The organism is Arthrobacter wenxiniae (assembly GCF_013376105.1).
Classification (GTDB): Bacteria; Actinomycetota; Actinomycetes; order Actinomycetales; family Micrococcaceae; genus Specibacter; species Specibacter wenxiniae.
In genome coordinates, this window is sequence record NZ_JAAMFM010000003.1 from 203,933 (window position 1) to 228,464 (window position 24,532).

The window sequence follows — 24,532 nt, forward strand, 5'->3', positions numbered from 1 at the left end:
TTGCTGCCTCGGTCACCAGTCGTGCACCGTGCCGTCGATGAGGCGGTTGTACGGCAGGTAGGCCTGCTGGTACGGGAAGGCGTTGGCGGCCTCTTCGTTGAATTCGACGCCGATGCCGGGCTTGTCTCCGGGGTGCAGGTAGCCGTCCTTGAAGGTCATGGACTGCTCGAACACCTGGTTGGTGGCATCCGAATGCTGCATGTACTCCTGGATCCCGTAGTTGTGGATGGCCAGGCCGACATGGAGCTGGGCGGCGAAGCCGATCGGGGAAATGTCCGTGGGACCGTGGAAGCCGGACTTGATCTGGTACTGCGCGGCAAAGTCCATGACCTTCTTCAGCGGCGAGATGCCACCAAAGTGCGTCGACGCGGCCCGGACGTAGTCGATCAGCTGTTCCTTGATGATGGTCTGGAAGTCGTAGACCGTGTTAAAAATTTCACCGATGGCCAAGGGCGTGGTGGTGTGTGAGCGGACCAGGCGCAGGGCTTCCTGGTTTTCCGCCGGGGTGCAGTCCTCGAGCCAGAAGAGGTCGTACGGTTCCAGGGCCTTGCCGAGCTTGGCGGCCTGGATGGGGGTCATGCGGTGGTGGCCGTCGTGGAGCAGCGGCAGCTCGGGTCCGAACTCGTTGCGCACCGCCTCAAAGACCGTGGGCAGGTGGCGCAGGTAGGCGCGGGTGTCCCAGTCCTCCTCCTGCGGGTAGGTGCCGCGGCCGGCGGGCTCGTAGTCGTAGCGCTCCCCCGAGGCCTGGGCCTGGGCGGCGACGCCGTACACGGCCTTGATCCCGGGGATGGCCGTCTGCACGCGGACCGACTTGTAGCCCAGCTCCAGGTGTTCCCTGATGGAGTCGAAGAGCTGCGGGATGTCGGTGCCGGAGGCGTGGCCGTAGGCTCGCAGCCCGTTGCGGGATGCCCCGCCGAGCAGCTGGTAGACCGGCAGGCCGGCAATCTTGCCCTTGATGTCCCACAGGGCCATGTCGACGGCGGCGATGGCGGCCATGGTGACCGGGCCGCGGCGCCAGTAGGAGCTGCGGTAGATGAACTGCCAGGTGTCCTCGATGCGGTGCGGGTCGCGGCCGATGAGCAGCTGCGCCACGTGCTCCTTGAGGTAGGCCGCCACGGCAAGCTCGCGTCCGTTCAGGGTGGCGTCGCCGATGCCCACCACGCCTTCGTCGGTGGTGACCTTCAAGGTCACGAAGTTGCGGCTGGGGCTGGTCACAAAGACTTCTGCGGAAACAATTTTCACGTCAGGGATCCTTCCGGGATGTTGGCAGTGTGGGGTGGCAGTTATTTGGACGGCGCTTCGGGCGCTGCGGGCCCCTCCGGCATGTGTCCATCCAGGGCCTGGCTGGCGGCGGCATTCGCGTCGCCCCCGGCGGCGTTCAGGCGGGAGGCGTGGATGCGGACGGCCCGGCGGGCGCTGATTTCGCGGACTATTTCCTGGTGCTTGGCGTCGGTCAGGGGATAGATGACCATGACCAGAAGGGCGAGAACCGCGAAGACCATGGGCAGCAGCCCTGCGCCTGCACGGATCCCCAGGAGTGCGTGGTCGCTTTGCTGCGCGGCGCCGGCCGAGTAGCCGCCCCAGGCGAGGGCGAAGGCAGCCAGCGCGCCGCCGACGGCCTGGCCCGTCTTGCGGGTGAAGGAGAACAAGGCGTAGGTGATCCCTTCCGTGCGGACGCCGGTCTTCCACTCACCATATTCCACGGTGTCGGCTTCCAGTGCCCAGACCAGCATGCTGACCAGCAGGATTCCCACCTGGGTGACCAGGACGCCGGTGAACGCAAGCCACACCATGGTGGACGGTGCGAAGAAGACGATCAGGCCTCCGCCAGCCATCAGCACCCCGGCCGCCAGGTAGATGTTCTTCTTTCCGAAAGCGCGCACCAGGCGGGGCAGGATGCCGGCCATCCCGAACGTGAGGAAGATGTTCACGATCGACATCACGGCGTACAGGCCCAGCGAGTGGAGGACATCGCGGAAATAGTAGATCTGGACGGTGCCGACGGCCAGCTGGCCGGTCAGGAACAGGAAGGAACTGATGCACAGCAGCAGGAGCGGCTTGTTGCCCTTCAGGGTGGCGAAGCTCTGCCTCATGGAGACCCTGGCGACCTCGCGGACCACGCGCTCCTTGGTGCTGAAGACGGTGAACATGTACAGGGCGGTCCCGACGACGGCGAATATCAGCGTCATGGTGGTGAACAGCGGCTGCAGCTTGGCACCGTCCTTCATCAGTGGTGCGATGAAAATGCCCAGGAACGAACCAACGGCCACGGCGCCAATGGTACGGGCGCTGGCCAGCTTGGCCCGTTCGCCGGCGTGCTGCGTCATGGCTCCGGCCAGCGATCCGTAAGGAATGTTGACGAAGCTGTACGCCAGGCCCAGCAGCGCGTAGCTAACGTAGGCCCAGAGCAGCATGCCGGACTGGCCGATCTGCGGGATGGAGAATGCCGCCACGCTGAGCAGCAGCAGGGGCACCGATCCGAACATGATGAAGGGGCGGAACTTGCCGAACTTCTTGTGGTACGTCCTGTCCACGAAGCGGCCCGCCAGGACGTCGGAGAAGGCGTCAAAGATGCGAACCACCAGCAGGAGGGTTCCGGCGGCCGCGGCACTGATGCCGGCCACGTCCGTGTAGTACAGCAGCAGGAACATGGTGGCCGTGGTGAACGCCAGGTTGTTGGCGGCGTCGCCTGCGCCGTAGCCCAGGATGCTGACCTTGGGCAGCGGCCCCATGGGCTTTGAGGCCGGGGCAGTGGCCCCTTCGGTTGGATTTGATGCAGTCATGGTCATTACGGGCTCCTTTACCCATTTCCGCCGCGTGTGCGCTTCGGCGGATAAGTTCACGATGCCGGCCCCCCTTGGCCCTTCGGTGGACCGCTGCTCCGGCCGCCCGGTTCCGGGGAAGCACGTCGCAGGCTGTAAAACCGGCATGTGAGCTGTATTACGATCCAGTTAACCAGCTCCGACAACAAATGGCAACCGATTGCCAATAATTTCTTAAATTTCCTTGAAGTTCGAGACCACCACCGCTCCACGCCGCCGCCCTGATGGCAGTGCGCCTGCAACCCTGGGCGGGCCGAACCCGCTCCCAAACCGCAAAGGTGGGGCCAACCTTACGCTGTGCCGTTCCCTGTTGCGCGAGGAAGGGGCCATCCCGCGAGGAAGGGCCAGTCTCGAACCTCGACCGCGCGGGATGTCGTTGTCTCGACCCTCGACGCTGGAGGGGAGGCGAAACTGTGGCGCTCCCCGTTGCCTGGAAGCGCCACAATGCCGCTGCCCGCGGCGGCCGCCCCAGCAACTGTCTCAGCCGGGGGCGGAGGTCAGGCTGAGCGCGCGAGTCCGGCCGCGAACCCGGCCGCCAAGCCGGAGACGGCAGCAACGGCCGTGTCATCACCGGCCAACTGTGCATCCAAAACCAGCAGCAGCGCGCGCAGGGCCTCCCCCGCGGGCAGGGCCAGGGCGGCCTGCAGTTCCGCCGCCGCGGAATCGGCGATGGGAGCCCCGGAGGCATGCGCGCGGCGCAGGAACGCCACCCAGGCCGCGATCAACCGGGCGGCGCCGTCGCCGGTGCGCCCTGCGGCCAGCTCCGCCTTGAGCACGGGCACGGCGCGCATGCGCAGCTTGTTGGAGCCGTCCATGGCGATCTGCGCCAGGTGGTGGGCGATGCGGGCATTGCCGAAGCGCTCCAGCAGTGCGGCGCGGTAGGCCGGAACGCCGAGGCCCTCGGCCGGCAGGTTGCGTTCGGCCTCGTCCCAGAATTCGGTGATCCACCCGAAACAGGCGGGATCAGCCAACGCCTGGGCCACCGTTGCATGACCGCGCAGTTGGCCCGCATAGGCCATGAGCGAGTGGGCGCCGTTGAGCAGCCACAACTTGCGGTTTTCGAAGTCCTCAATCTCGTCCACGAACACCGCCCCTGCGCTGGCCCAGTCCGGGCGTCCCGCCGGAAAATCGCCGCACAGGACCCAGTCGCTGAACGGCTCGGTGACCACGGGCGAGGAGTCCGCGAAGCCGCATTCGGCCTCGACCAGCGCAATTTCGGCGTCCGTCGTGCGCGGGGTGATCCGGTCAATCGAGGTGCCGACAAAGCTGACGTTCCCGGCAATCCAGCCACCCAGCCCGGCGTCGACCGCGTCGGCCAGGCCGCCGATGGCAGCCCTGGCCGCCGAGGCGTTGTTGGCCAGGTTGTCGCAGGAGACCACGGCGATGGGCCCGCTTCCGGCCCGCCGCCGCGCCGCGAGCGCCTGGACCAGGCGTCCGGCGGCCGTCGCGGCGCCGCGAGCCGGACCCCCGGCGTCAGGCGCCGACGAAGCGGGGGGCGCGTGGCCGGCGTCGTCCGCGGCGGGACAAGCGGCCAGGGCGGACCGGAGCAGATCGATGTCCGCCTGGACGGCCGGGTTGGCGACGTCCAGGGTGCCGTCGGCGGCCAGGTTGTAGGCTGCCTCCGTGATGGTCAGCGTGATCAGGGCGGTGGTGGGTGCGGCCACGAGCCCGCACAGCGCGCCGACGTCGGCGCCGTCGTGGGCTTCAACAATGCTGGTCATCAGTTCAAAGGTGTCGCCGTCCCCGCCACGCTCGATCAGCGTGTAGAGGCCGTCCTGGGCGGCAAGGGCGGTGGCGGCGTCGGGGCGGCGGCCGGTGAAGGCGGCAATCCCCCACTGCGCGCCGTCGCTGGCGTGCTGGGTGTACCAGGCCTGGTGGGCGCGGTGGAACGCGCCCAGGCCCAGGTGGACGATGCGCACGGGTGCGGCCGGGGCGGTCTTCACCGTGCTGCGGTTCAACGGCGCCGTCACAGCTTGAACGCCCGGCGGGGTGCTGCGTCGACGATGTCGACGATGATCTCGTGGGCCCGTGCCTCGCTGATGCGGCTCTCGGCCACCAGGCGGGCCAGGAACGCCGACTCGACGCGGCGCGAGGTGTTGTGCCGCGCCGGGATGGAGCAGAAGGCGCGGGTGTCGTCGATGAAGCCCGAGGACCGGGAGAAGCCGGCGGTTTCGGTGACGGCGGCCCGGAAGCGCAGCATGGCGTCCGGGGCGTCCAGGAACCACCACGGCGCCCCGATGAACACGGAAGGGTAGAAGCCGGCCAGCGGCGCAATCTCCCGGGAGAAGACGGTCTCGTCGATGGTGAACGGGATGAAGTGGAAGCCCGGGGCCGTGCCGAAGTCCTCCAGCATGGGGCGCAGTGCCTCGGTGTAGCTGACCGCGAACGGTATGTCGTGGCCGGTGTCCGCGCCGAACTTGTTGAACGAGTCCGTGTGGTGGTTGCGGAACACGCCGGGGTGGATGGTCATGACCAGCCCGTCCGCGACCGACATGCGGGCCATCTGGTACGTCATGTGGGCTTCGAACACGTCGGCGTCGTCGGCCGTGGCCTCGCCGCGGCGGGCCTTGTCGAAGAGTGCCGCAGCCGCGGCGGCATCCAGGCGCAGCGTCTGGGCCGTGCGGACGCCGTGGTCCGCGGAGACGGCGCCGTGCTCCACAAAGTACTGGCGGCGGTTTTCGAGGGCGCGGATGTACCCTTCGTAGCCGCCGAGGCCATCGCCGGCAGTGTCGATCAGTTTCTCCACGCGCCCGGCCCAGCCGGCCGCGGCGAACTTGATGTAGGCGTCGGGGCGGAACGTCGGCAGGACCCTGCCGGTGAACGTGGGGTCCTTGGCGATGGCCGCATGGGAGGCGAGGTTGTCCAGGGGATCGTCCGTGGTGGCCAGGACCTCAATGTTGAAGTCCTTGAACAGCTGGCGGGGGCGGAACGACGCACTCTTGAGCTTGGCGTCGAGCTCGTCAAAGAGCGCGTCCGCATTCTCCTCGCCAACCTCCTTGGACAGGCCAAACACGTGCTCAAAGGAGTCACGCATCCAGTAGCCGGAGGCGGTGCCGTCGAACAGGGGCCAGGCCTTGGCGAATTCGCGCCAGGTCTCGCGGGGTTCGACGGCTTCGGTGCCGCCCACGCGCAGGCGCTCCAGCGGCACGCCGCTGGCGTGGATCAGGCGGGTGACGTAGTGGTCCGGGCTGACCAGCAGCGTTGCGGGGTCCGGGAACGGGGTGTCAAGCTCCAGCATGGCCGCGTCAATGTGGCCGTGCGGAGAGATGATGGGCAGATCCTCCACCCGTGCCAGCAGGTCACGGGCAATCGCCCGGGTGCCGGGGTCTGCGGGCAGCAGACGGTCCGGGTCTGAGGCCGGGGAGAGCCTGGCCGGTGCGTCGCCGGGTGCGGAATTGCCGGGTGCGGGGGTGACGGGGGTGAGGGCAGCATGTGACATGGATCAATCGTCGTCGTCCGCCATCCATTTTGTCAACCGGTTGCCAAAGAATTGCCACTCATTTTCTGCCCTTCGCGGGCCTGTCCCGTGGACCCCCGCAGCACCAGCTCCGTGGGCAGGGCCGGATCGTCCTGCAGCTGCGCAGCCCGGTCCCCCGCCGCGAGCAGGCTTTCGAGGGCGGAGGCGCCCAGCGCGTGCAGGGGGGATTTGATGGTTGACAGCGGCGGAGTGGTGAAATCGGAGCCAAAGATGTTGTCGAAGCCGAGGATGCTCAGGTCCTCCGGGATGGCCAGCCCGGCCGCCTGAAGCTCCCGCATCAGGCCGATGGCCATGAGGTCGTTGTAGCAGAAGACCGCCGTCGCCCTCCCCGCGCGGACCGCAGCGGCTGCACGGCGCCCTCCGTCGACCGTGGGCTGCTGCCCCGCCTCCATCGTCGCCTCGATTCCGTGCCAGTCGCACCGTGCCTTGATGCTTTCCCAGCGTCGCTGCGACATCCACGACCGTTCAGGCCCCGGCACATAGGAGATGGCGGCGTGTCCCATGGCCGCCAGGTGGCGGACGGCGTCGGTCACACCCGCTTCAATGTCGGCCACCATCGACGTCACGCCGGCGACACTGCGGTTGATCACCACGACCGGCTTCGTGGACGACAACCGGCCGATTTCCTCGTCCGAGAGTCGCGGGCTGGCCAGGATCAGTCCATCCACGGTTGCCAGCATGCGCCGGGCCGCGGTCATTTCAAGGTCAGCGGACTCGGCGGATTCCGCAAGCATCAGCGTGTAGCCATGCGCCGAGGCGGCGGTTTCCGCACCGCGGATCACTTCAAAGTAGGCCGGGTTGGTGATGTCGGAGACGATCAGGCCGATGGTCTGGGTCCGCCCGGTGGGCAGTGCGCGGGCAAAGACGTTGACTTGATAGTTGAGTTCCTCCGCCGCTTCCATGATCTTCTGCGCGGTCTTGGCGCTGACCCGCCCGGGCTTGCTGAGCGCACGCGAAACCGTTGACGGGTTGACGCCGGCCAGGACCGCTATGTCATAGATGGTCGGGGGCGCCTTGGGCGTTCGGGGGTGGGCAGCAGTCCGCCGACCTGCTTCGCCGCCCGCTTTGCTGGTGTCAGTCACGCCGGACTCCTTGCCAATTGCTTGCCAGTTGCCAGCTTAACGCACGGCGCGCCCGCACCACGGAAACCACGGCCGGGGGCTGCCTCGCCGCTAAGCCCTTTCCGGGTACCTGCCTTCCCCGCGGATGTGTTCGTTCAGCAGCGCCAGGAACTCGTCCTCGTCAAAGTCCAGGCCCACTTCCGCGCCCTTCCAGCTGGAGAGGTGGATGGCGTTGGCCAGGCGGACGCCGTTGATGCCGTCCGAGCCCGGGGCGAGCAGCGGCGTGCCGTCCAGGATGTTGGCGGCGAAGTTCTGCAGGACGCCGGCATGCTGGCCGCCCCAAACGGAGTCAAATTCAACGGTCTCGGTGGTGAGGTAGTCGTCCATGTTCAGCTGGCCCATGAAGAGCCTGCGGACGTCGTCCATGCCCATGTTTTGGCTGATGTCGCGTTCCTTCTGCTTCAGGCGCGTGACGGTGGCGGTCCTGCTGCCCTCGACCACGATCTTGCCGGCATCGCCGAGGATCTCGAAGCGGTCCGTGCCCACCATGTCGTGGGTTGCCGTGACGAAGGTGCCGGTGGCGCCGTTGCCGTAGTCCACGACGGCGGTGACCTCGTCCTCCACGGCGATGTCGCGGCGGAAGCCGTAGGAGACCTTCGCGAAGACGGACTTCGGCACGCCGCATATCCACTGCCACAGGTCCAGCTGGTGTGGCGCCTGGTTGACCAGCACGCCGCCGCCCTCGCCGCCCCAGGTGGCGCGCCATTCACTGGAGTTGTAGTAGCCCTGCGGACGCCACCAGGTGGTGATGATCCAGTTGGTGCGCAGGATGCTGCCGATTTCGCCGGCGTCGACAATTTCCTTCAGGCGCTGGTACAGCGGGTTGTTGCGCTGGTTGAACATGATGGCGAAGGACAGCTCCGGCTTGCTCGCGGCAAACTCATTGAGTTCCCTGACCTGCTTGGTGTAGACGCCGGCAGGCTTCTCCACCAGGGCGTGGATGTTCCTGCCCAGCGCCGCGATGCCGATTTCCGGGTGCTGGTAGTGCGGGACGCAGGTGACGACGGCGTCAACGTCGCCGCTGTCCAGCATCGCCACGTAGTCGTCGTAGACGGCGACGCCGGGGTAGGTCTCGGCGGCGAGCTGCCGCTTGGCCGGGTCGGTATCGGTGATGGCGCCGATCACCATGTTGGGCACCAGGCCGTCGGTGATGAACTTGGCGTAGGCGCCGCCCTGCTGGCCCAGGCCGATGATGCCCAGGCGTACTTTCGTGCTCACTTTGCATTGTCCTTTTCGTTGCTGAAATTCAGTATGTGGTGATTTCACTCCCCGGCCGGTGCGCGGGATCAAAGTGTCAGAAGAGGTTGCCGAAGCCCATGGACGTGAGGTTGCGGTGCGAGATTTCCAGCGCGTCCCAGACGGTGCGCCCGTACAGTTCGTCCTGCTCGACCAGCAGGTACCGCGCGCCCGCAGCCTGGGCCGCGGGAACGATGGACGGGAAGTCAAGGTTTCCCTCCCCCACCTCGGCGAATTGGACCACGTTCTTGAACTCGGCCATGAAGCCTCCGACGTCGCCGGCGTCGAGCAGGCCGAAGGCCGATTCCGGAAGCACGCCGATCCGGTAGTCCTTCAGGTGCACCATGGCGGTGCTGCCGGAGTACTTCTCGAGGGTGCGCACCGGGTCCAGGCCGCCGCGCTGCACCCAGTGGACGTCGATTTCCAGGCCCATGGCCGGGGAGTTCTCGTTGATGATGTCCAGCATGTACTTGCCGCCGAACTTGGCGAATTCGATGTGGTGGTTGTGGTAGTAGAGGCTGATGCCCTCTTCCCCGAGGCGCTCGGCATAGTCGTTGGCCTCCTTCGCAAAGTCGATGACGGCAGCAAGGGACTTCATGGCCGCGAAGGGCAGCATGCCGATCCGCAGCAGCTTGGCGTCAAGGCGCTTGGCATCCGCGACGATCTTCTCGAAGTCGTCCTTGAGGGACTCCCCCGGCCGGCCCACGGGCTTTTCCACCATGACCGACAGCGACGCCACGTCCATGCCCAGTTCCGCCTGGGCCTTCTCGAGTTCGGCGACGTTTTTTTCGTCCATGGGGACCTGTGAAATTTCGACAGCGTTGTACCCCAGGGCGCTGACCTTGCGGAGCGTCTCAAACGCCCCCACGTCCGCAAAGCTGTCCTTGAGCATCATTGCCTGTACACCGATTTTTGCCACGATGTTCCTTTCGAGTGCTGAATTTTTTTTGGATAAGGGCAGGCCTAGGAAATCGCGGCGAGTTTGTCCGGGTAGCTCTGGGCGTAGACGGCCTTGATGATGCGCAGCGTCTTCAGGGCCTCGGCCGGGTTGATCCAAAACGGACCTTCCTGGCCCAGCTGCGCGTAGAAGTCGGCGATGTACAGCTGGTGGGAGACGCCCCAGTAGTCCCTGCCGCCGGAGTCGGCCCGGCGCTCCTGAACGACCTCCTCGCGTCCGTCCCCGTGCGTGATGGTCAGGTCCCCGCGCAGGTGCAGGGTGGCCTTTTCCGCGACGATGTCCACCGTGATGGGGGCATTGGCGGTGTTCGCCAGCGTCGCGTAGAAGACGCTGCGCATGCCGTTGCCGTGGGTGAGGGCGAGCTCGGCCGTATCCTCAACGTCGATGACGCCGCCCAGGGCGCGGGTGGCGGCGTGGCCGGAGACCCCAGTGACCTCGCCCATCATCCACTGCAGCAGGTCCAGCGTGTGGATGGCCTGGTTCATGAGCAGGCCGCCTCCGCCGCCCGCCCAGGTGCCGCGCCACGGCCTGCTGGCGTAGTAGGCAGCATCCCGGTGCCACATCACGGTCGCGGATCCGCCCAGGACGGCGCCGAATTCGCCACTGGCGAGCCGCCCCTGCATCGCCTGGACGGCCGCGTTGTAGCGGTTCTGGAAGCAGATGCCGATCCGCGCGGTGCTGGCGGCCGCAGCGGCAGCCAGCCGTTCGCCGTCGTCCATGGTGCTGGCGAGAGGCTTCTCGCAGATCACGTTGATGCCTCGCTGCAGCGCCGTGATGGCAGGGTCCGCGTGCTGGTTGTGCGGCGTGCAGACATGCACGACGTCGGGGCGCACCGTTTCGAGCATGGTGGCGTAATCGCTGTGGCCAGGGACGCCGTGGGCCTGTTCGGCCGCGGCGCGCCGGCCCGGGTCCGTGTCGCACACGGCCACCAGTTCGGCGCCCGGGACGGCTGCCAGGGCCTCGAAGTGGACCGTGGCGACGTCCCCGCATCCAATGACGGCAACTCTGGGCATGCTGGCTCCTTGTAGTCTGTCGTTGGGTCCGCCTGCTGACGGTCCGCGTAAGGTGTTGCCGCTCAGGCGAGCGTAACGCCGATGGCGTCCGTGGCGGAGCGGAAGGCGCGGGCCGCCACGCCGAAGGCCGCCGGCCCGGAATAGCCGCCGAGTTCGTGCTGGGCGGCCAGGTGTGGCTCCAGCGAGGCAAAGCCGGCGTAGCCGTCCCGGCTGAGGGCCGTCAGCGTCTCCATCAGCTCACCGTCGCCCTGCCCCGTCGGAACAACTTCGCCGGTCGCCGCGATGGCGTCCTTGACCTGCAGGTACACCAGGTGGGGCCGGAGCATGGCGTAGGCGTCCGTGTAGGGCTTGACGCCAACCTGGACGAAGTTGGCATTGTCCCAGGCGGCCTTCAGGGCCGGGGAGTTGACGGTTTCCAGGATGTCCAGGACCCGCTCGGGGGTGTCCCCGTAAATATCCTTCTCGTTTTCATGGATCAGGACGACGCCGGCCTGTTCGGCTTCCGCTGCCAGCAGCCGCATACGCTCCATGACGGCGTCGCGGATCCCCTCAGGCGTCTGGTTTTCGGCACGGAAGAAGGAAAACAGGCGAATGTACCTGGTGCCGAGGGCATTGGCCACCTCGATAATGCGGCGCAGGCGTGTTACCTCGTGCTCGGCGGGCAGGCCCACATCCACTTTGCCGATGGGGCTCGCCACGGCGGAAACCTTCAGGCCGGCGCCGTCGAGGATGGATTTGAGCTCAGCCACCTGGGTGTCATCCAGGTCCACCACGTTGGTCCCCCAGGCGCTGCGCACCTCGATGTGGGAGGCGCCGAGGGCGAGAAGCACGGCGGCTTGAATTTTTGGATCCGGATCGACTTCGTCGCCAAACCCGGAAAGGGTCCAGCTGGGGTTTGGGGCATTGGACATTGGGGCCTCCACTTTAGGCGTCCTGCACCTGGGCCACCGGCGTTGGCCGGCCCCCCCGGTGACTCACTTCACAAGTCTCTTCCCAAGTAGCCTAACCCCGAAGCAAGCCAATGACAACCGATTGCCAAAAATTGCTTCCCCACGTATTCTGGAGCCTGCGGACAGTGCCGTCCATCACACCCGCGACCTCTTGCCGGGACGGCACCGCCCGGCCTGGGATCCCGCACCACCCATCCATTCTCCACGAGGACGTGCCTTCCATGAGCGACAGCCCGGCCGACGCCACGCCCCGGCGTCCTGCGACGATCCGTGACGTAGCGGCACTTTGCGGGGTTACGGCCTCGACGGTCTCCCGCGCCCTGACCACCCCGGGCCGGGTGAATTACCGCACCCGGGCCCGCATCGAGGCGGCCGCCTCGGAGCTCAACTACATTCCCAATGCCCAGGCAAAGGCGCTGAGCTCGGGCCGTACCAGGACCGTGGCAGTGCTGGTGGCAGACATCACCAACCCGTTCTACTTTGACATCATCCGGGGCACCCAGCTCCAGCTCAAGGCGGCGGGCTACACACAACTGCTGGTGGACACGGAAGAGTCGGAGGAAGTTGAGGCCAACACGCTCGAACAGATGCGCCGGACGGCCGACGGCGTCATCCTGACCGCCTCCCAACTCTCGGACGCCGCCCTGGTCGCCGCCAGCGGAAGGATGCCCCTCGTCACCATCAACCGGGACATGGCCGGTGTGCCGTCGGTCATCCTGGACACGCCCACGGCCACCAACCAGGCGCTGGACCACCTGATCTCCCTGGGCCATTCACGCATCGCCTACCTGGGCGGACCCGAGTCGTCCAGTTCCAACATGCGGAGGTGGGCGGCGCTGTCGACAGCGGGCCGGGAGCGCGACGTCGACGTGGTTAGGCTGGGTCCATTTGCACCGCGCACCTACTCCGGCGCAGCGGCCGCCGACGCGCTCGTCCATTCCGGTGCCACGGCCGGCATCGCCTTCAATGATCTGATGGCCATCGGCATGTTGCAGCGCCTGCATGAGCGTGGCGTGCAGGTGCCCGAGGACTTGAGCATCGTGGGGTGCGATGACATTTTTGGGGCCGACTTTTGCAGCCCGCCGCTGACCACAGTCACGGCGCCCATCGAACAGGCCGGCCGGGTTGCCGTCACCATGTTGCTGAGTCAAATATCCCCCGGCGTCGGCTTACTCCAGCGCAACCAGGAGGTGCTCCCCACCTACCTGACCGTCCGAGGGTCAACAGGCACCGCGCCCGCCGGGTCCCCGCGTCTGGACCGCTGACGTTTTGTTCGATGGTGCACCCTCCGTCCGGATGGCAAGGGTTCAGCGGTCCGCGGCCGCCATTCCGGTCGATTCGCGCACGGTCAGGTGGGTGGGGAGCTGGGCAATCTGGCGCGTCGCCAGGGATCCACCGTCGAGCCGGTTCAACAGCATGCTGGTGGCTACACGCGCCGCCTGTTCAATGGGTGCGGTGATGGTGGTAAGCGGCGGGTTGCAAAAATCTGCGCCGAAAATGTCGTCACAGCCAATGATGCTCACGTCCGCGGGCACCGTGACGCCCCGGGTTCGCAGGCGCGCCAGCATGCCAATGGCAAGCAGGTCGTTGAATGCCAGGCAGGCTGATGCCCTACTGGTGAGCAAGGCGTCCGCGGCCGCCGCACCAGACGTCTGTTTCGGCGCGTACGGTCCCAGGCGGACAGCCTCAATGCCGTAGTTCCTCGCCGCTTCCTCAAAAACCTGCCAGCGCCATTGGCTGGACCACGATTGCGCGGGCCCGGAAATGTAGGCAACGCGCCTGTGGTCCAGGGAAACCAGGTGCTGGAATGCCTGGTGAATGCCGTAGCTGGGGTCGATCAGGACGGCGGGAACGCCGGCGTCGTTCCGGTTAAGTGCAACAAGGGGTATGTCCCTGGCAGCCCTGGCCAACGCATCCGTCGACAGCCTGGATGCGGCCAGGATGACCCCCCGTGAGGATGAGAGCATGCTGTTCAGCGACGATTCCTCCACGTCCGCCGATTCCTCCGTGTCAACCAGGAGCTGGATGTAGCCTGCCGCCTTAAGCTGCTCCTGGGTGCCGTGGATGATGTCAAAGTAAAACGGGTTGGTGATGTCCGGGACCAACAGCGCCACGGCCCTCGGCTTTCCCGCCAGGCCGGCCGGGCCATGGGGCCTGGCCTCGTAGCCGAGTTTCCGCACGGCATCCATGACCGCCGCTGCCGTCTTGGGGCTGATGCGGCCGGGATCGGACAGCACCCGGGAAACAGTTGACGTCGCCACCCCCGCAGCCTTGGCAACGTCGCGGAGGGTTGCCCTGCCCGCGCCCTCCCTGGGATCCATCGAAATACCTTTCCTGTCGGTGCGCCCGGTTGCAGGCCAACTCTTGGCTTTGCTGGCCAAAAAGACCAATTTCGTCAGTCAAACCGTGGCCGTGGATTGGTTTGGCAATTTTTTGGCAACTGATTGCATCTGTATTGCCAAGTCTATAGAGTCTGATCATCAGCGGCACTCTATGACGCAGCTCACACGGAGTCATTTCATTGTTCAAGGAGGATCCAGATGGAAATCACTCGTAGAAACTTTATCGCAGGGGTAGGCGGGGTCGGGGCCCTGTCCCTGGCACTGGCGGCCTGCGGCGGCTCACCCAAGTCTTCTGGGTCAGGCACCGGAAAGGTGGACGGCACGGGCAAGACCCTGACCGTCCTGGTCAGCACCAAGCCTCAGTATCCCGACGAGCAGAAGGCATGGTTTGCCCAGACCGCGGCCGATTTCAAGACGCTCACCGGCGCCGGCATCCAGTGGGAAACCTACCCCACCGCCAATGACGAGATGACGCGGATCCAGACCTCCGTGGTCTCGGGCACCGGTCCGGACGTCTACGGACTCGGAACCACGTTCACCCCCACCGCCTACTCCACCGGCGCCTTCGTCAAGCTGGGGGACGCCGAGTGGAACCAGGTGGGCGGCAAGGACAAGTTTGTTCCTGCCACGCTGGGCATCTCGGGCCCGGACGCCAACAACCAGATCGGCATCCCCTTCGTCAGCCGCCCGTTTGTCATGGCTTACAACACGGAACTGCTCAAGGCCGCCGGCATCGAAAAACCCGCCACCACCTGGGATGAATTTGCCGACCATGGCAAGAAAATGACGAAGGCGGGGCAGTACGGCCTGGCCATTGCCTACAAGGACAACTTCGACCCCTGGAAGTTCATCTGGGGCATGTCCATTCAGGGCGGCAACCCCATCATTGACGGCAAGAAGGTCCGCATTGACGACCCCACGGTCCTCGCGGCTTATGAGGCCTACTTTGGCTGGATGACAAAGGACAAGTCCGTCGACCCCGCTGCCGTTGGCTGGGGGAATGCCCAGGCGCTGGCCGCTTTCGCCGCGGGCAAGGCCGGCTACTTCCCCATGACTTCCCCGCTGAGCATTCCCACGCTCGACAAGTCAGCCGTCAAGGGCAAGTACAAGTACGCGCTGCTGCCCATGGTGCCCCCGGGCCAGACCGCCCGACCCTCCGGCGGAGTCGCGGCCGCCAGCATCCTCTCGGGCGACAACCTGGTGGTGGCGGACTACTCACCCAACAAGGACCTGGCGTTTGCGTTCATCAAGATGATCACGGACACTGCGGCCCAGGCAAACTACTACAAGATCTTTGGCGAGATCCCCACCAACGTCGAGGCGGCGAAGGCCCTCCAGTCGGATCCGCTCGTGGCCCCGGCACTTGACGCCGCGTCCAAGTCCGTGGCGACGCCGTTCAGCGGCGCGTGGGGCGATGTCCAGCTGGCCCTGACGAACGTTGCCGTCCAGACCATCCCCGACCTGTCCTCCGGCTCCGTCAGCGAAGCAAGCCTGGCCGGGCGGCTCAAGGACGCCCAATCCAAGGCGCAGGCTGCCCTGGACCGGGCCAAGTAGAGCGCTGCTGAAAGTTACCCACCATGTCTAGTGAAATCGCCGGGGACACCCTGCGGGACGAGCTCTCCCGCCCCGCAGGGCAGCAGAAGGCCCCCCATGGCAAGAAACGCAAGGGCGTCACCGAGCGCGACCGGCCCCTGTGGCTGCTGGCGCCGGGCGGCATCCTCATCACCGTCATCATTCTCATCCCGTTGGTGCTGGCGGTCTACATGTCGGTCATCGACCTGGACCAATACACGCTGCGCAAGTGGCTGGCCACCCCGTTCATCGGCATCGAGAATTTTGTCGAGGCCATCACCAAGACGGATCTCCTGCGCTCCATCTGGATCAGTGTGTCCTTTGCCGTCATCTCCACCGTCGTGACGGTGCCGTTGGGCGTGGCCGCGGCCGTGGTGACGCAGAACCCCTACCGGGGACGCGCCGTCGTCCGGGCAGTATTCCTCATCCCCTACGTCCTGCCGTCGTTCGTGGTCGCCACTGTATGGCGCACCATGCTTCAGCCGGACGGGATCGTCAACGGCGTCCTGCACAACGTCGGCATCGACCCGGGGCTGTGGCTCAACGGGCCCTTGTCCTACTGGACGCTGGTGTTTGTTGAAATTTGGGCTGCCTGGCCGTTCGTCTACCTGCTGGCGCTGGCTGGCCTCCAATCGGTGGACCACGAGGTCCACGAGGCAGCCGCGATTGACGGCGCCCTCTGGTGGCGCAAGCTGCGCGAGGTCATCTTCCCGTACCTCAAGGGTCCCGTGTCGCTGGCATTCCTGCTCGGAACCCTCAACCACATCAACAACTTCACCCTGCCGTTCGTGCTGTTCGGGGCGCCGGCGCCCGCAGATGTCAATGTCCTGCCCATCCTGGTCTATGTGACGAGCTTCCAAAGCTTCCGCTTCGGCTTGAGCGCGGCAATGGCAGTGGTCTCCCTGATCCTCATCGCCATACCGCTGTTCATCTACCTGCGGGCCGTGAAGCTCGACGTGTCCGACGACGGAGGCAAGAAATGAGCACCCTGACCCGCCCGCGCACCCCGGCTGGGCGCACCACGAACAAGGCTGCGCGCAACGGCCGCAGCGCACAGGTCACCCGGCTGATGCCGACTTGGTTGATTGCCGTGCTGACAACGTTGCTGTGCATCCTGGTGCTGGTGCCCATTGCCTATATTTTCCTGGCGTCGCTGAACACGGACACGGGCGTGGCGAGCGGCGAATTCTGGCCCAGCCAATTTTCCCTTGACAGCTACTCCAAGATTTGGGGGAGCGTGGGCCTGGGCAAAGGCATCATCAACAGCCTGGTGGTTGCAGGTTCCGTTGCAGTGGTGTCCGCCGTTATTGCCGTCGGGACCGCCTACGTGCTGGTCCGCTTTACCTTCGTTGGCAGGCTGACCGTGTTGCGGGGGCTCCTGGGCCTGCAAAGCATTCCGGGAACCCTCATGCTGCTGCCCGTGTTCGTCCTGTTCGCCTCGATCGGCGCCTGGCTGGGGATCACGATCATCGGGACATTGTGGGGATTGTTCATCGCCTACCTGACGTTTGCCCTGCCGTTCTCGACATGGGTCATGGTGACCTACCTGCGCGGCCTCCCCCGCGAACTGGAGGAGGCGGCCCGCATTGACGGCGCCTCCAACCTTGGCATCCTGTTCCGGATCATTGTGCCGCTGAGCTGGCCGGGCATTGTGGTCTCCGGAATCTTCGCCTTCCTCCTGGGCTGGAACGACGTCCTGTTTGCCTCAATCTTCACAAAGCCGGACACAGCGACGGCAGCCATTGTGCTGCAGGTGTTCAGCGCCAGCCAGGAAGGTGGCGCGATTCCGGTCTACAGCCAGATGATGGCCGCCGCCCTGGTCTGCGCCGCGCCCGTGGTGATCCTGTACTTCATCTTCCAGCGCTACCTGGTGGGCGGCCTGACGGCCGGCGGCGTGAAGTAGGGTGGACAGCCGGACGGAAAAACGTCGGTCTGGCCCCCGGCCGCGAAGTTACCAGCTTTGCGGGAGCGGGCGGCCCTCCTCGTAGCCGGCCGCGGACTGGACGCCCACCACGGCGCGCTCACGGAACTCCGCCAGGGAGGCCGCGCCGGCGTAGGTGAAGGAGCTGCGCAGGCCTGCCGTGATCATGTCCAGCAGGTCCTCCACGCCGGGGCGGGCCGGGTCCAGGAACATCTTGGAGGTCGAGATGCCCTCCTCGAACAATCCCTTGCGGGCCCGTTCAAAGGCCTGGTCGCCGGAGGTCCGGTTTTGCACGGCCCGGGCCGACGCCATGCCAAAGCTTTCCTTGTAGCGGCGCCCGCCGGCGTCGACCTGCAGATCCCCCGGGCTTTCATGTGTGCCGGCAAACCAGGACCCGATCATGACCTGGCTGGCACCGGCCGCCAGGGCGAGGGCCACGTCGCGCGGGTACCGCACGCCCCCGTCGGCCCACACGTGGGCACCCAGCTCGGCAGCCGCCGTCGCGCATTCCAATACGGCCGAGAACTGGGGCCGGCCCACGGCTGTCATCATGCGGGTGGTGCACATGGCACCCGGCCCAACCCCCACCTTGATGATGTCGGCGCCGGCGGCCGCCAGGTCGCGCACGCCGTCCGCGCTGACCACATTGCCGGCCGCCACGGGCACCGGCGGCTGCAGGGACCGCACCGACCTGAGGGCGGCAAACATTTTTTCCTGGTGCCCGTGCGCCGTGTCCACCACCAGCGCGTCCACGCCATAATCCAGCAGGGCCCGGGCCTTTCCGGCCACGTCGCCGTTGATGCCCACGGCCACGCCGATGCGCAGCCGCCCGGCCGCGTCGACGGCGGGCTGGTAGATGGTGGAGCGCAGGGCCCCCGTTCGGGTCAGGGCGCCAACCACGACGCCGGCCCGCAACACGGGCGCGAAGTCCGCCCCGGCCGCGTCCAGGACGGCGAAGGCCTCCCGCAGGGCCGTGTCCGTGGCCGCCCTGGCCTCGGCCGCGGAGAGCGTTCCCGCATCGGCACGGGCGCGGATGCCGTCAAAGGGGGCGGCGTCGAGCGTGAGGACATTGCTGCGCATGATGGAGGCCAGCGAGGCAAACCTGTCCACGCCCTCGCAGTCGGCACCGCGCACCACGCCGGCAAAGGCGCCGTTGTCCACCACCACCACGGCGTTGTGCGCCCGCTTGGGCAGCAGGTGCACAGCGTCCACCACAATGTCTGTCGGCGCCATGATGAGGGGGGTTTCAAAGAGCGTGTCGCGCATTTTCACCCACTCCGTGACGGCGCCCAGGACCTCCAGGGGAATGTCCTGGGGCAGGACCGCCAGGCCGCCGCGGCGCGCCATGGTCTCCGCCATGCGCTTGCCGGACACGGCCGTCATGTTGGACGCGACCAGCGGAATGCTGGTCCCTGTGCCGTCGCCGCTGGAGAGGTCCACATCCAGCCGGGACGTGACGGTGGACCGCGACGGGACCAGGAAAACGTCCGAATAGGTCAGGTCGGTGGTGGGCTGGGTGAGAAATCGCACGTGCACTCCCAAAGTGAGTGAATGAAAAGGGTCGGCCGACACGGCTGCACCGGATCCGGACCCGGCCGCCACCGAGCAGTCTAGCCACCTAAAAAATACGCCGTCCGCCGAAACGTCTCGAAAATCACATCCCGGACGGGACGCGCCGCCGCCCGGATTGGCCTGCACCCAGATTTGATCATTAGACTTACAGGCGGCAAGGGTTTGAAGAAACCCGTCCATCGATCAAATAGGTCCTGCGGTTTTTTACCGTTTGCACCCGTTCCGACGGGTGGATCCGGGCTGTGCGGCCTTGCGCAGCGGGCAATCAGAACTCATGGAAGAGGCGTATCACACGTGCCAGAGCAATCCATCCACCGTCTACCCGAGGAATTTGGCGGAAACGAGTGGCTCGTCGATGAGCTATACGAGCGGTACCAGGCGGACAAGAACTCTGTGGACACAAAGTGGTGGCCGCTCTTCGAATCCTTCGACGCCGACGAATCCGCCACGAACGGACGCCACGCCGCCCCCAATTCCGCCCCTATCACGGCGCAGATCCCCGTAGTGCCGGCGCGGGTCCCTGCCCCGGCGGCGCCCGTTGCGAGCACGACGCCGGCACCCGCCGCCGCGCCCGCCGCAGCCGCGGCACCCGCCGCCGCGCCCGCCGCAGCCGCGGCACCCGCCGCCGCGCCCGCCGCAGCCGCGGCACCCGCGGCGCCCGCCAAGGCCCCGGCCGCACCGCGCCCGCCCGCACCGGCCAAGGACGCCGCCCGCACCGGCACCACGCCCATCCCGGCCCAGCTGCCCAAGACCGCCAGGGACACCTCGGTTCCCGAGGAGGCCGTCAACACCGTGCTGCGCGGACCGGCCAAGGCCATCGCCACGAACATGATCACCAGCCTGGAGGTGCCCACCGCCACGAGCGTGCGCGCCATCCCGGCCAAGCTGCTCATTGACAACCGCCTGGTCATCAACTCCAACCTTGCCCGTGCCCGCGGCGGCAAAGTTTCCTTCACCCACCTGATCGGCTACGCCGTCATCCGGGCGCTGAGCCAGTTCCCCTCCATGAACGTCTACTACGACGTGGTGGACGGCAAGCCCGTGGCCGTCCAGCCCCCGCACGTGAACTTCGGCATCGCCATCGACATGCCCAAGCCGGACGGCACCCGCCTGCTCATGGTGCCCAACATCAAGAAGGCCGAGACCCTCAGCTTTGCCGAGTTCTGGCACACCTACGAGGACCTGATCAAGCGCGCCCGCGCCGGCAAGCTCACCGCCGACGACCACGCCGGCACGACCGTCTCGCTGACCAACCCCGGCGGCATCGGCACCGTGCACTCCGTACCCCGCCTCTCCAAGGGCCAGGCCGCCATCATCGGCGTCGGTTCCCTGGACTACCCGGCCGAGTTCCAGGGTGCCAGCGCCAAGATCATCGCGCAGAACGCCGTCTCCAAGATCCTGACCCTGACGTCCACCTATGACCACCGCGTCATCCAGGGCGCGGGCTCCGGCGAGTTCCTCAAGAAGATCCACCAGCTGCTGCTCGGTGCCGAGAACTTCTACGACGACATCTTCGAGTCCCTGCGCATCCCCTACGAGCCCATCCGCTGGAGCCTGGACCTCCAGGTCGACCCGGCCGACGAGATCAACAAGGTGGCACGGATCCAGCAGCTGATCCACTCCTACCGCGTGCGCGGGCACCTCATGGCGGACACCGATCCGCTGGAATACCGCCAGCGCAAGCACCCCGACCTGGACGTGCTCACTTACGGCCTGACGCTGTGGGACCTGGACCGCGAATGGCCCACGGGCGGCTTCGGCGGCAAGGCGAAGCTGCCGCTGCGCGACATCCTCGGCGTGCTCCGCGACGCCTACTGCCGCACCACGGGTGTGGAATACATGCACATCCAGGAACCCGAGCAGCGCGAATGGTTCCAGAACGAGCTGGAGCACCCTTACTCCAAGCCGAGCCGCGAAGAGCAGCTGCGCATCGTGTCCAAGCTGAACTCCGCGGAGGCGTTTGAGACGTTCCTGCAGACGAAGTTTGTGGGCCAGAAGCGATTCTCCCTGGAGGGCGGCGAGTCCCTGATTCCGCTGCTGGACTCCATCATTTCCGACGCCGCGGACGACGGCCTGGACGAGGTCGCCATCGGCATGGCCCACCGCGGGCGCCTGAACGTGCTGACCAACATCGCCGGCAAGACGTACGCGCAGGTCTTCCGCGAATTTGAGGGCACCATTGACTCCCGCAGCGTGCAGGGATCCGGGGACGTGAAGTACCACCTCGGCACCGAGGGCACGTTCACCTCCGACGCCGGCAACGAGACCAAGGTGTACCTGGCCGCCAACCCGTCCCACCTGGAAGCCGTGGACTCGGTGCTCGAGGGCATTGTCCGCGCCAAGCAGGACCGCCTGGACCAGGGCGAGAACTTCCCCGTGCTGCCCATCATGGTCCACGGCGATGCGGCGTTCGCCGGCCAGGGCGTGGTGGCGGAGACGCTGAACCTCTCCCAGCTGCGCGGCTACCGCACGGGCGGCACCATCCACGTGGTGGTCAACAACCAGGTGGGCTTCACGACGGCGCCGTCCTCCTCGCGCTCCTCCGTGTACTCCACGGACGTGGCCAAGATGATCCAGGCCCCCATCTTCCATGTCAACGGGGACGACCCCGAAGCGGTGGTCCGGGTCGCGGAGCTCGCATACCAGTTCCAGCAGCGCTTCCGCAAGGACGTTGTCATCGACATGGTCTGCTACCGCCGCCGCGGCCACAACGAGGGCGACGACCCCTCGATGACGCAGCCCCTCATGTACAACCTCATCGAGGCCAAGCGTTCCGTGCGCCGCCTCTACACCGAGGCCCTGATCGGCCGCGGCGACATCACCGAGGACGAGGCCTCGCAGCTGCTCCGCGACTATCAGGAGCGGCTGGAGCGCGTCTTTGCCGAAACCCACGCGGCGCAGACCTCGCCCATTCCAATCATCACCAAGGACACGCACGCCGTCTCCGACCTGGAGCGCCCCATCGCCCAGCAGGCCGACGCCGGCGTGAACGATCCCAAGAACACGGCGATCAGCGCGGACTTGCTGGCGCGCATCGGCGCCATCCACACCGCAATCCCGGAGGGCTTCACCGTCCACCAGAAGCTGAAGTCGCTATTGGAAAAGCGCGAAACCATGTCCCGCGAAGGCGGCATTGACTGGGGCTTTGGCGAACTCGCCGCGTTTGGCTCGCTGCTCGTTGAAGGCGTGCCGATCCGCATGGCCGGCCAGGACACCCGCCGCGGCACCTTTGTGCAGCGCCACGCCGTCTTCCACGACCGTGCGAACGGCAATGTATGGACCCCCATCGCCGGCCTCAGTGAAGACCAGGCCAAGCTGTGGATCTACGATTCGCTCCTGAGCGAATTCGCGGCCATGGGCTTTGAATACGGCTACTCGGTGGAACGCCCCGACGCCCTGGTTATCTGGGAGGCCCAGTTTGGCGACTTCGCCAACGGCGCCCAGACCATCATGGACGAGTTCATCTCCTCCGCCGAGCAGAAATGGGGCCAGCGGTCCTCGCTGGTGCTCATGCTCCCGCACGGCTACGAGGGCCAGGGACCGGACCACTCCTCGGCCCGGATCGAGCGCTACCTGCAGATGTGCGCCGAGGAAAACATGGTGGTGGCCAACCCGACCACGCCGGCGTCGCACTTCCACCTGCTGCGCCGCCAGGCCTACAGCCGCCCGCGCAAGCCGTTGATCATCTTCACCCCCAAGCAGCTGCTGCGCCTGAAGGCCGCTGCCTCGGCCGTGGAGGACTTCACCACGGGCGGCTTCCGCCCCGTCATCGGCGAGCATGCCGCCCTGGATGCCAACGCCGTCGACCGCGTCCTGCTGGTCTCCGGCCGCCTGTACTACGACCTCCTCTCGGCGCGCGAGAAGGCCGGCGACACGAAGACCGCCATCCTGCGCGTGGAGCAGCTCTACCCGCTGCCCGAGGCGGAGATCAAGGCGGAACTTGCCAAGTACCCGAACGCGGACGTCGTCTGGGCACAGGACGAGCCGGCCAACCAGGGGCCGTGGCCCTTCATGGCCCTGAACCTGGCGCCGCGGCTGGAGAGGCGGCTGGGCCTGGTCTCGCGCCGCGCGTCGGCGGCCACGTCCACCGGTTCGGCAAAAATCCACGCCGTCGAGCAGACGCTGCTGGTCAAGCAAGCGTTCGAACGAAACTAAGGCGTTGTGGATGCCCGGTCTGCCCGACAGGCCGGGCATCCTTCATTTGATGTGAAAAACGAAAGGGACACCGTGGATAAGCGGGAGCTGCGAATTGTGGCCGTGGGGGACGAACTGGTGGCCGGCGTCGGCGATCCGCGGGCGCTGGGCTGGCTGGGCCGCGTCCTGGCACGGACACCCGGGGAGGACGTGTCGGTGGCACCGTTTGTGCTGGCCACTCCGGGTGAGGGCACCGAGGCGCTGGCCGGCCGGTGGCTGCAGGAGGCGGGCCGGCGCTTTGACGACTTCCACGAAAACCGGCTCGTCATTGGCCTTTCCGGGCGCGACATCGAGTACGGGCTGACCACGGCACGCAGCCGGCTGAACCTGGCCAACATCCTCGACGGCGCCACCCAGCTGAACATCCCGGTGTTCGTGGTGGGCCCGCCGCCATCGCTGGACCCGGCCCTCAACCGCAAGCTCGCGGAGCTGAACACGGCCTTCGCCGACGTCACCACGCGCCGCAAGCACCACTATGTGGACACGTTCTCACCCCTGCAAAACCATGAGCAGTGGCGCAACGACCTCGCCGCGAACGCCGGCTCCCCGGGCCAGGCCGGCTACGGCCTGATGGCCTGGCTGGTGCTGCACCGCGGCTGGTACCAGTGGCTGGACCTCCCCGAGGCGTCCTGACCACGTCCGCGCCACTCCCGGTTAGGTTCGCACGTGCCGTTTATGGGAGACTTGAGGGCAGATCTTATTCGGATCTTTGTGAAAGATTGGAGGCAGCTATGTCAAAGCGTTCACGCAAGCGTCGGGACCGCAAGAATGGCGGCGCAAACCACGGTAAGCGTCCCAACACCTGAGTCTTGACAGACCCAAACAAGGGTCCGCCCCACCAAGTCGGTGGGGCGGGCCCTTGCGTTGCCCGGGACTGGGATGCACCGTTGGACGCAACGGCCGGCCCGGCCAGTGCGCATGACACTGCGGGGCGTCCGTCCGGCCTCCGGCCCGGCGCAGAACAGGACCGGTTGGGGCCCGCAAGCGCCCACCTGGTGAATAAGCCCGGAAAGAGCCGTGTTTATTGATAGGATGGTGACGTCCCCCTTGATGGTCCACCGCATTGAGAAAGCCCGCCATGCCCGCTGCCGCCTTGCCTGCCCTGCTGCCCTTTGCCTGGTCTGGCATGGGGGCCCCCCTTTCCTGCCTTGAAACGCCGCTGAAATTCCGGGCCCCCGGCATGAGCCGTCCCCTCACCGCGGGCATTGGCCGGCTGGTCGTCAAGGCACTCAACTCGATTGAGGCGGGGGCCGGGACCTCCACGCAGATCGCCCACGTGACGTCGGAGGCGCCCAAGGCGCTTGCCTTGCCGGTCGCGGGCAGCCTCACCGTCGTCGGCGTGGCGGTGTAGGG

Annotated in this window: 19 protein-coding genes; 8 read left to right on the forward strand and 11 right to left on the reverse strand. The window is 66.6% G+C overall.

Annotated features, from left to right (window positions below):
- Positions 1 to 12: 12 nt before the first annotated feature.
- The 9 genes from manD to G6034_RS04110 form a co-directional block, all read right to left on the reverse strand.
- Positions 13 to 1,242 carry a D-mannonate dehydratase ManD gene (manD, locus tag G6034_RS04070; RefSeq protein ID WP_176633817.1) on the reverse strand — a complete coding sequence of 410 codons (1,230 nt, stop codon included), beginning with the start codon at positions 1,240 to 1,242 and terminating at the stop codon, positions 13 to 15.
- Between the two features lie 41 nt (positions 1,243 to 1,283).
- Positions 1,284 to 2,789 carry a glucuronide transporter gene (gene uidB / locus G6034_RS04075; RefSeq protein WP_246295270.1) on the reverse strand — a complete coding sequence of 502 codons (1,506 nt, stop codon included), beginning with the start codon at positions 2,787 to 2,789 and terminating at the stop codon, positions 1,284 to 1,286.
- A gap of 530 nt (positions 2,790 to 3,319) precedes the next feature.
- Positions 3,320 to 4,780: a mannitol dehydrogenase family protein gene (locus tag G6034_RS04080; protein WP_218063522.1), complete on the reverse strand. Its 1,461-nt coding sequence runs from the start codon at positions 4,778 to 4,780 to the stop codon at positions 3,320 to 3,322.
- A gap of 8 nt (positions 4,781 to 4,788) precedes the next feature.
- Positions 4,789 to 6,261: a glucuronate isomerase gene (uxaC, locus tag G6034_RS04085; RefSeq protein ID WP_176633819.1), complete on the reverse strand. Its 1,473-nt coding sequence runs from the start codon at positions 6,259 to 6,261 to the stop codon at positions 4,789 to 4,791.
- A 32-nt stretch (positions 6,262 to 6,293) separates the two neighbouring features.
- On the reverse strand, positions 6,294 to 7,382 hold the full coding sequence (locus G6034_RS04090) for a substrate-binding domain-containing protein (RefSeq protein ID WP_176633820.1): 1,089 nt from the start codon (positions 7,380 to 7,382) through the stop codon (positions 6,294 to 6,296).
- Positions 7,383 to 7,472: 90 nt separating this feature from the next.
- Positions 7,473 to 8,639, reverse strand: coding sequence for a Gfo/Idh/MocA family protein (locus G6034_RS04095; protein ID WP_176633821.1), 1,167 nt, complete (start codon positions 8,637 to 8,639; stop codon positions 7,473 to 7,475).
- 76 nt (positions 8,640 to 8,715) lie between these two features.
- A complete protein-coding gene (locus G6034_RS04100) occupies positions 8,716 to 9,576 on the reverse strand; it encodes a sugar phosphate isomerase/epimerase family protein (protein WP_343037927.1) in 861 nt (286 codons plus the stop codon).
- 44 nt (positions 9,577 to 9,620) lie between these two features.
- A complete protein-coding gene (locus G6034_RS04105; protein ID WP_176633822.1) occupies positions 9,621 to 10,628 on the reverse strand; it encodes a Gfo/Idh/MocA family protein in 1,008 nt (335 codons plus the stop codon).
- Positions 10,629 to 10,690: 62 nt separating this feature from the next.
- Positions 10,691 to 11,539, reverse strand: coding sequence for a sugar phosphate isomerase/epimerase family protein (locus G6034_RS04110; protein WP_176633823.1), 849 nt, complete (start codon positions 11,537 to 11,539; stop codon positions 10,691 to 10,693).
- Between the two features lie 260 nt (positions 11,540 to 11,799).
- Here G6034_RS04110 and G6034_RS04115 point away from each other — a divergent pair, with 260 nt between their 5' ends.
- Positions 11,800 to 12,843: a LacI family DNA-binding transcriptional regulator gene (locus tag G6034_RS04115; RefSeq protein ID WP_176633824.1), complete on the forward strand. Its 1,044-nt coding sequence runs from the start codon at positions 11,800 to 11,802 to the stop codon at positions 12,841 to 12,843.
- Between the two features lie 42 nt (positions 12,844 to 12,885).
- On the opposite strand, the gene G6034_RS04120 is transcribed toward G6034_RS04115, so the two are convergent.
- The gene (locus G6034_RS04120) at positions 12,886 to 13,899 is read right to left on the reverse strand and encodes a LacI family DNA-binding transcriptional regulator (protein WP_176633825.1); all 1,014 of its coding nucleotides are present in this window, start codon (positions 13,897 to 13,899) and stop codon (positions 12,886 to 12,888) included.
- A 219-nt stretch (positions 13,900 to 14,118) separates the two neighbouring features.
- On the opposite strand from G6034_RS04120, the gene G6034_RS04125 reads away from it, so the two are divergent.
- From G6034_RS04125 to G6034_RS04135, 3 genes are read left to right on the forward strand one after another with little or no spacing between them, the layout of a single operon-like run.
- The gene (locus G6034_RS04125) at positions 14,119 to 15,474 is read left to right on the forward strand and encodes an ABC transporter substrate-binding protein (RefSeq protein WP_176633826.1); all 1,356 of its coding nucleotides are present in this window, start codon (positions 14,119 to 14,121) and stop codon (positions 15,472 to 15,474) included.
- A 23-nt stretch (positions 15,475 to 15,497) separates the two neighbouring features.
- Positions 15,498 to 16,475, forward strand: coding sequence for a carbohydrate ABC transporter permease (locus G6034_RS04130; protein WP_176633827.1), 978 nt, complete (start codon positions 15,498 to 15,500; stop codon positions 16,473 to 16,475).
- Complete coding sequence (locus G6034_RS04135) at positions 16,472 to 17,395, forward strand: carbohydrate ABC transporter permease (protein ID WP_176633828.1); 924 nt, start codon at positions 16,472 to 16,474, stop codon at positions 17,393 to 17,395. Before G6034_RS04130 ends, G6034_RS04135 begins: the two co-directional genes overlap by 4 nt.
- A 48-nt stretch (positions 17,396 to 17,443) precedes the next feature.
- On the opposite strand, the gene guaB1 is transcribed toward G6034_RS04135, so the two are convergent.
- On the reverse strand, positions 17,444 to 18,943 hold the full coding sequence (gene guaB1, locus G6034_RS04140) for a GMP reductase (protein WP_176633829.1): 1,500 nt from the start codon (positions 18,941 to 18,943) through the stop codon (positions 17,444 to 17,446).
- A 336-nt stretch (positions 18,944 to 19,279) separates the two neighbouring features.
- Here guaB1 and G6034_RS04145 point away from each other — a divergent pair, with 336 nt between their 5' ends.
- The 4 genes from G6034_RS04145 (at position 19,280) to G6034_RS19470 (ending at position 24,530) form a co-directional block, all read left to right on the forward strand.
- Complete coding sequence (locus tag G6034_RS04145; RefSeq protein WP_176633830.1) at positions 19,280 to 23,140, forward strand: multifunctional oxoglutarate decarboxylase/oxoglutarate dehydrogenase thiamine pyrophosphate-binding subunit/dihydrolipoyllysine-residue succinyltransferase subunit; 3,861 nt, start codon at positions 19,280 to 19,282, stop codon at positions 23,138 to 23,140.
- Positions 23,141 to 23,212: 72 nt separating this feature from the next.
- Positions 23,213 to 23,812, forward strand: coding sequence for a GDSL-type esterase/lipase family protein (locus G6034_RS04150; RefSeq protein ID WP_176633831.1), 600 nt, complete (start codon positions 23,213 to 23,215; stop codon positions 23,810 to 23,812).
- 98 nt (positions 23,813 to 23,910) lie between these two features.
- Positions 23,911 to 23,985, forward strand: coding sequence for a 50S ribosomal protein bL37 (locus tag G6034_RS20380; protein ID WP_371130803.1), 75 nt, complete (start codon positions 23,911 to 23,913; stop codon positions 23,983 to 23,985).
- Positions 23,986 to 24,257: 272 nt separating this feature from the next.
- Complete coding sequence (locus G6034_RS19470; RefSeq protein WP_218063527.1) at positions 24,258 to 24,530, forward strand: hypothetical protein; 273 nt, start codon at positions 24,258 to 24,260, stop codon at positions 24,528 to 24,530.
- Positions 24,531 to 24,532: the final 2 nt, after the last annotated feature.

What these genes read in the sequence shown, in the direction of transcription:
- uidB (WP_246295270.1), bottom strand. Translation starts at nt 2,789, where the DNA reads ATGACCATGACTGCATCAAATCCAACCGAAGGGGCCACTGCCCCGGCC.
- uxaC (WP_176633819.1), bottom strand. Translation starts at nt 6,261, where the DNA reads ATGTCACATGCTGCCCTCACCCCCGTCACCCCCGCACCCGGCAATTCC.
- G6034_RS04105 (WP_176633822.1), bottom strand. Translation starts at nt 10,628, where the DNA reads ATGCCCAGAGTTGCCGTCATTGGATGCGGGGACGTCGCCACGGTCCAC.
- G6034_RS04110 (WP_176633823.1), bottom strand. Translation starts at nt 11,539, where the DNA reads ATGTCCAATGCCCCAAACCCCAGCTGGACCCTTTCCGGGTTTGGCGAC.
- G6034_RS04115 (WP_176633824.1), top strand. Translation starts at nt 11,800, where the DNA reads ATGAGCGACAGCCCGGCCGACGCCACGCCCCGGCGTCCTGCGACGATC.
- G6034_RS04120 (WP_176633825.1), bottom strand. Translation starts at nt 13,899, where the DNA reads ATGGATCCCAGGGAGGGCGCGGGCAGGGCAACCCTCCGCGACGTTGCC.
- G6034_RS04125 (WP_176633826.1), top strand. Translation starts at nt 14,119, where the DNA reads ATGGAAATCACTCGTAGAAACTTTATCGCAGGGGTAGGCGGGGTCGGG.
- G6034_RS04130 (WP_176633827.1), top strand. Translation starts at nt 15,498, where the DNA reads ATGTCTAGTGAAATCGCCGGGGACACCCTGCGGGACGAGCTCTCCCGC.
- G6034_RS04135 (WP_176633828.1), top strand. Translation starts at nt 16,472, where the DNA reads ATGAGCACCCTGACCCGCCCGCGCACCCCGGCTGGGCGCACCACGAAC.
- G6034_RS19470 (WP_218063527.1), top strand. Translation starts at nt 24,258, where the DNA reads ATGCCCGCTGCCGCCTTGCCTGCCCTGCTGCCCTTTGCCTGGTCTGGC.